This window comes from Streptomyces sp. BoleA5 (genome assembly GCF_000373665.1).
Classification (GTDB): domain Bacteria; phylum Actinomycetota; class Actinomycetes; order Streptomycetales; family Streptomycetaceae; genus Actinacidiphila.
This window is the reverse complement of record NZ_KB892147.1, coordinates 1-6548: the sequence shown is the minus strand read 5'-3', so window position 1 is coordinate 6548 and position 6548 is coordinate 1. Positions and strand designations below refer to the sequence as shown.

The window sequence follows — 6548 nt, the reverse complement described above, 5'->3', positions numbered from 1 at the left end:
AGCGCCACCAGGTCCACGCCCGGACGTACCAGCGGCACGGTGGCCAGGCTGACCAGGATGCCGCCCAGGGCGCCCAGCAGGACCTGCGGCAGCATCTCCAGCACCGCCAGCCACTGCCGCCCACGTCCTGTCATACCCATCGTCCGCAACCGGGCCAGCAGCGCCTTGCGCTGCGGCGCGTTGTGCAGCAACGACAGCAGCAACGCCAGCACGCTGTAGCCCGCGCCCGCCGCGACGGCGGCCAGGTACACGTGCCGTGCGCCCGACTGCAGCGGCGAGGTCGCGCCGTAGGACGTGCGCTGCTGGGTCCGCAGCGTGACCGACGCCTGGGGCGCGGTCTTGGCGACGACGGCGCGCAGGGCCGTCGCGTCGATGCCGGTGCCCGTCGCGTACAGCGTCGAGGGCCCGTGCGCCGGCTCCTTGGTTCCGGGCGCGACCTTCGCCAGGGCGGCCCGCGACACGATGACGAACTCGTGATTGGGCGCCGCCGGGGTGGCCTCCTGTGTGCCCACGATCTTCACCATGACGCGCCCGACCGATGATCTGACGGACTCCGGGTCGCCGGCGCCGTTTCCGAACGTCCGCGCGAGCGCCGGGGAGGCGATGGCGGGAAGGGGCTCCTTCGCCTCGGAGTCCAGCTTGCCGGTGGGGAAGGAGGAGCCGAGGCCGGTGGCGGCCACGAGGCGGGCGTACGGTTCGGGGTCGACGACCAGCAGGTCGAACTGGGTGCGGGAGTTCATCAGATGCTGCCCGGGCTCGACCCGCACGCCGGTGACCTCGCGGACCCCGGGGACCTTCCGGACCTGGGTGCCGAGTTCCTGCGGGAGGGCGCCGTAGGTCTGGACCCGGGCGTCCGCGCCGACCGCGGTCACCGCGGCGTGGTCGCGTCCCGCATCCACTCCGGCCAGGACGGCCCCGCCGAAGGAGGTGACGGTGAGCGCCACCAGCACGGCCAGCAGCGGCAGCGCCGTCGTGGAGGGGGCGCGTCCGGCGCGGGCCAGGCCGAGGTGGAGCACGGCCCCGTTGAGCCGGGCGAAGGGCCGGGCCAGCAGCCGTACGGGCCAGGGGTACAGGCGCAGCAGGATCAGTGCGGTGACCACCGCCAGCAGCACCGGAGCCGCGGCGGTGAGCACGTCAGCGCCGCCGTCCGCTGTGCCGCGCTGCCGCAGCGCCACCACGGCGCCGGCGACGACGACCACGACGGCCAGTTCGGCCACGGTGCGGCGCCGGGACGGCCGGGCCGCGACGATGTCCTCACGCTGTCCGGGGCGCGGCCGGCGGGCGGTGGCCGCCGCGCGCAGGGGCAGGCTCACCGTGGCCAGTACGGCGACGGCGGCGGCCGACCACACGGCGAGCCCGGCACGTTCCGTCGGCAGCAGGAGCAGCGCCAGGGCGAGCCCCGCCGCCGCGGACGGCACCGCCACCACCGCGCTCTCCGCCAGCAGCCGGCCGGTCAGCGAGTTCATGCTGATGCCGCGGGCCCGCAGCAGTGTGAACTCGGCCCTGCGCCGGTTCGCCGACAGGCCCGCCGCCATGAGCAGCACCACGACGGCCACGGTGCCCACGCCGACGGCGGCGACCAGGATCAGCGGCTGGGCGGCCGTGCGCTCGTCGGCGAAGGGACCGAGGCGTTCGGCCAGTCCCTGTTCCTCGATGTGCAGGCCGCGCTGCTTGGTCTGCAGCCGTGCCGCGGCAGGGCCCGCCGTCAGCGCGGAGAGCCGGTCGCGCAGTGCGGGGACGTCGTGTGCGGTGAGCGCGCCGATGTCCGCGGGGTGGTGCCAGTAGACCCGTGCACCGTCCTGCAGGCCGAGCAGGACGTTCGTGTCGGCCTCGTCGATGAGGGCGGTGAAGTGCCAGTACGGGATGGGGGCGCCGCCCGGGTTCGGCAGCGAGACGACACTGGGTTTGCGCAGGTCGGGCTCGGCGTTCCACCAGGCGGCGCCGGCTGCCCGGGGTGCGACGATCCCGGTGACCCGGACGGTCAGGACGGATCCGAGGGCGTCCTGGAGGTGGAACGCCGAGCCCGTCCGCAGTTTCATGGCCTTGGCCGTGCGGTCGGTGATCACCGCTTCGGCGCTCCGGTCGTCGTTGCCGGAGCGCGGCAGGCGGCCTTCGACCAGGCGGGTGTTCGCCGCGAGGTCCGGCTGGGCGACCAGGGTGCCCTTCGGGGGGAGCGGAGCGTCACCGGGTATCCGGGGCAGCCCGGGGTCGGTGGCGTCCGTGTCCGCGGAACTCACGCCATAGACGGTCTGGTCCGGCTCCAATGCCAGCGGCGGCCGTACGAGCTTCTGGAACTCCTTCTCCGTCTTCCTCAACGAGTCGGAGGCCAGCAGGGCTTCGGGACCGAAGGGGACGGACAGCCGCGACACCTGGAGCGACATGGTGACGCTGCGCTCCGGCAGCGACGCGTGTGACAGGGTGTCGCGCAGTGCGTCGTTCTCGTAGCCGTCGACGGCTCGCGGCAGCGCGGCCGCCAGGAACGCCGTGACGAGCACCAGCGCGGCCACGGCGAGCGTGCCGCCAGGGGCGGCGCGCAGCCGGGCGCGGATCCAGGAGACGTCACCGCTGTGCGGGGCACGGGGCTCGGCCACGTCATTCACCTCCTTGGCGCCGCAGCGCCTGGGCCGGGTCGGCGGACCGCCACGCGGTGAGCATGACGCCGAGCAGGGGCAGCGCGGTGATGGTGATCATCAGCAGGGCGAGCGGGCCGGAGGGCAGGTGCACCCGCACCTCGGGGACCGGGGACTCCGCGTCCGCCGTCAGGATGATCAAGGGGACGACCAGTCGGGTCAGCAGCCCGCCGAGCAGGGCGCCCACGCCCACCGCCACCAGGATGACCAGGCCCTGTTCGGCGACGATCACCCGGGCCAGCCAGCGGCGCGGGGTGCCCAGCGCGCGCAGCATCGCGAACTCCTGGGAGCGGTCGCGCAGTGCGCCGGCCGCCGCCACGATGTAGCCGAGCGCGGCCAGCACCACGGCGGTCACCACGGCGGCGGGCAGTGCGGACAGCGGCCCGGCGCCGAGCGGATCGCTTTGCAGTTCGGTGCGCTGCTCGTCGCGGACCAGGAGCGAGGTGATGTCGCCGCGGGCTCGCAGCGCCGAGGCGACGCGGGCCGACGCACCGGGCTCGGCCGCCAGCCACCACTCGCCGGGCACCAGGGAACCCTGGCCCGCCGCGCTGAGGAACGAGTTGACCGAGCGCAGGTCCAGCAGCAGCGCCCCGCCGTCGGTGCCGTCGGTCTTGGGCACGGCGGTGGGCAGGGCGCGCACGGCCGTGGTGACGCGGACCGGCACGCTCACGCCGGCCAGCTGGACCCGCACCGAGTCGCCGGGCTTCGCGCCGACCGCCCGCAGGTAGGCGTCCGTGGCGATCGCCGGCAGTGTCGCCGGGGCGTCGGGCTGGGAGGTCAGGATCACGGACGCCTTGTCGTAGCCGCCCGGGACGTACTCCTGGCGGGGCATGTGGCCGGTGTCGAACTCGACGGTGAGCGGCGTCCGCGCGCTGGAGTCCGGGGCGTCCGTCCTGGCGGGCTCGTGGTCCTCGTACCCGGTGAAGTCGGGGTCGCCCATGACGGCGCGCGCCTTCCACGAGGAGCCGGCGGGCACCGTGACGTCGTGCGATGTGCCGTCGTCGGACACCGCGCGCAGGGCGGTGACGGAGAGCCGGTGGTACTCGGTCCGCTGGGGCAGTGAGTACTCGGCCTTGAGTCCGGTCAGGCGCAGCGGTCCGGCCGGACCGGCTCCGGGGGACCGGCCGGCCTCGGCGCCGAAGTCCGCCACCACGACGTGCCGTCCGCCGTCGGCGGGGACGTCGCCCAGGGAGAGCGTGTACGGGAGGCCGAAGCGGTCCGTGAACGTCCCCGACAGGCGGGTCGTGACGTCGCTCCCGATCGGTCGGCCGCCGAAGTCCGCGGTCTGCAGGCGGACGGTCAGGAGGACGCGTGCCGTGTCGCGGGGGAGGGTGAACCCGGCGTCCGGCGCGGCGGTGTCCTGCGGGCGCAGGGAGCGCAGCTCGTCCGGGAAGGGCCGGCCGGCGAGGTCGTCGCGCAGAGCGGTCACCCGGGGGGCGGTGGTGGTGTCGATCGCCAGCACGGTCGCCTCGAGGCCGCGGGGCAGCGGCACGATGCTGCGGCTCGCCGGGGTCGCCGTGGTGATCCCGGGGACGTGGTCGTAGACCCCGCCCTGTCCGAACGGCGGTGTCGAGGTGCCCGTCACGCGGAGGTCGGCGCCTACCGAGAAATCCGCCTGGTCGCTCTGGGACCGCTCCCACGTGGCGTTCTCGCCGATCGCGAACATGCTGATCGAGACCGCGAAGACCAGGAGGAGGGCGGGGCCGGCGCCACGGCCGGTCCGCCGCGCCAGCTGCCACCCGGCCAGCGCCGTGGGCAGGCCGGTCGACCGGGCTGCCCGCCGCTCGCCGAGCCGGGCCGCCAGCGGCAGCAGCCGCAGCGCGAGTACCGCGCCGGCCAGCAGGCACAACGCGGGCGCCACCACGAGCACGGGGTCCACTCCCAGTGCGCCGGTGGTGGTGGTCGTCAGCGGGCCCGACTCGTTGCCGCGCCGCGACAACTGCCAGTAGCCCAGGCCCGCCACGATCAGCAGCGCGACATCCGCCCCCGCCTGCACGGAACCCGGCAGCGCGCCCTTGCGGGCGCGTGCCTGCCGTTCGACCGCGTAGGTGCCCGTGCGGCGCAGCGCCGGCGAGGCCACGGCGACGCTGCACGCCAGCGCGGCCAGCACACCGGCCCACCAGGCCGTCGCGGTCGGTACGTCCAGCCGCACATCCGCCCGCGCCAGGGCCCCGTGCCCGGCGAGCAGGCGCACCAGGGGGCCGGCCAGGAGCGGTGCCGACAGGGCCGCGGGCAGCGCCAGCAGCAGTGCCTCGGTGGCGGCCAGGCCCGCGATGCGGGTCCGGGAACTGCCGCGGGCGCGCAGCTGGGCGTTCTCCTCGGAGCGTTCGCCGGCGAGCAGGCCCGCGACGAGGACCAGGGCCAGACCGGCGAGCAGTGCCAGCTGTACTGCGCTGATCAGCAGCGTCGAGCGGCTGACCAGCACGTTGCGGTCCAGGTCGGCCATGAGTGCGGGCAGCTCACTGCTCGCTGTCGTCTTCCCGGCCAGCTGCTTGTCGTCCAGCCGGTCCACCGTCCGGCGGACGTCCTGACCGACGCGGTCGAGGCGGGCGGTGGTCATGCCGGAGAAGCCCGATCCCGCCGTCCACTGGATCTCGGCGGCCGGGACGGCGCCCGTCGTGAACGTCCGCGGGTCCACGAGCATCGGGCCGTAGGTGGTGAACGACAGCGTCCGTACGCCGCGACCGCCGAGGGGGTCGAGCCTCCAGTACAGGGCGGCGGGGTCGGTGGGCCGGTACAGGCCGGTCAGCCGCACGCGCAGGGACGGCCCGCCCCGCCGGTCGGCGAGAGTGATCACGTCGCCGGGGTGGACGCCCAGGGCCTCCGCGGCCGTGTCGGGCAGCGCGACCGGCACCGGGCCCTTCGACTTCGGCGCGTCCGGGAAGGTCCCCTCGGCCATGGTCACCCGGGAGCGGTCGAACGTGGCGAGCAGGGTCAGGTCCGGATTGCCCGCCGACCCCGCGCCGGCCGGGCGCAGGGTCGGCGGCAGTCCGTACGCGCCCGAGCGGGTGCTGGACGAGATCCGTACCGGCAGTCCGTCGTAGGCCCCCGCGAGCGCCTCGCGTACGCGGGAGGCCACCTGTCCGGTGTCCTGCCCCGTCACGTCGGACGTCACGTCGATCTGGGTCCTGGCGGCCGACGGCCCCTGCAGCGTGCGCCGCAGCCCCGCGTCCCCGACCGCGTCGCTGAACGCGGCCAGCGCGGCCACGGCGCAGGTGGTCAGGACGACAGACAGCAGTGCGGCAGCGAGCAGCAGCCGGTGCGCGCGCAGGCGCAGCAAGACGAAGCCCGGCACCATGCCCCCCGTTCTTGATGCCCGTAACAGTGTGTTGCGAGTGGTCGAGTCGTCACCCCGAAGCGGTGACTGGTGCCACACCCTACGCCCACGTCACGACGTGATCGCACAGGTGTCCCCACGTTCAGCCGTCGATGGGGTGAAGGGAGGGGTGGAATCAGATGGTTGTTACAACCGGGAGCCCGTGCTCGTTAGCACCGTGTGAACAGTGGCATATCGCCACCGCATTTATGCTGGCCTGCATGAGCGAGGGACTGCTGGAACGGCGTGAGGGCCCGGCGGGCGACGGGGCGGCCTCCGAGGCGATGGTCGTGGTCGAGGACCTGGTGCGCACCTTCGGCACCGGGGACACCGCGGTGCACGCCCTGGGCGGGGTGTCCTTCTCCGTGGCCCGCGGGGAACTGGTCGCCCTCAAGGGCCGCTCCGGCTCCGGCAAGACGACCCTGCTGAACATCATCGGCGGCCTGGACCGCGCCGACGCCGGCACCGTCACCGTCGACGGCACCACACTCAACGACCTCGCCGAACGCGAACTGCTCGCCCTGCGCCGCGACCGCATGGGCTTCGTCTTCCAGTCCTTCGGCCTGCTGCCCATCCTCACCGCCGCCGAGAACGTCGGCGTC

The 6548-nt window shown here is 74.5% G+C and carries 3 protein-coding genes; 1 reads left to right on the top strand and 2 read right to left on the bottom strand.

The genetic code is table 11. The features are described from left to right. Together B085_RS0136970 and B085_RS0136965 are read right to left on the bottom strand one after the other, a co-directional pair. The coding region (locus B085_RS0136970; RefSeq protein WP_018563639.1) for an FtsX-like permease family protein at nucleotides 1-2591 on the bottom strand (2591 nt) is incomplete at its 3' end. 1 nt (nucleotide 2592) lies between these two features. Then, nucleotides 2593-5928 carry an FtsX-like permease family protein gene (locus tag B085_RS0136965; RefSeq protein ID WP_018563638.1) on the bottom strand — a complete coding sequence of 1112 codons (3336 nt, stop codon included), beginning with the start codon at nucleotides 5926-5928 and terminating at the stop codon, nucleotides 2593-2595. A gap of 302 nt (nucleotides 5929-6230) precedes the next feature. On the opposite strand from B085_RS0136965, the gene B085_RS44965 reads away from it, so the two are divergent. Continuing rightward, nucleotides 6231-6548 (top strand): ATP-binding cassette domain-containing protein (locus tag B085_RS44965; protein WP_234018735.1); only part of this gene is annotated, 318 nt, incomplete at its 3' end.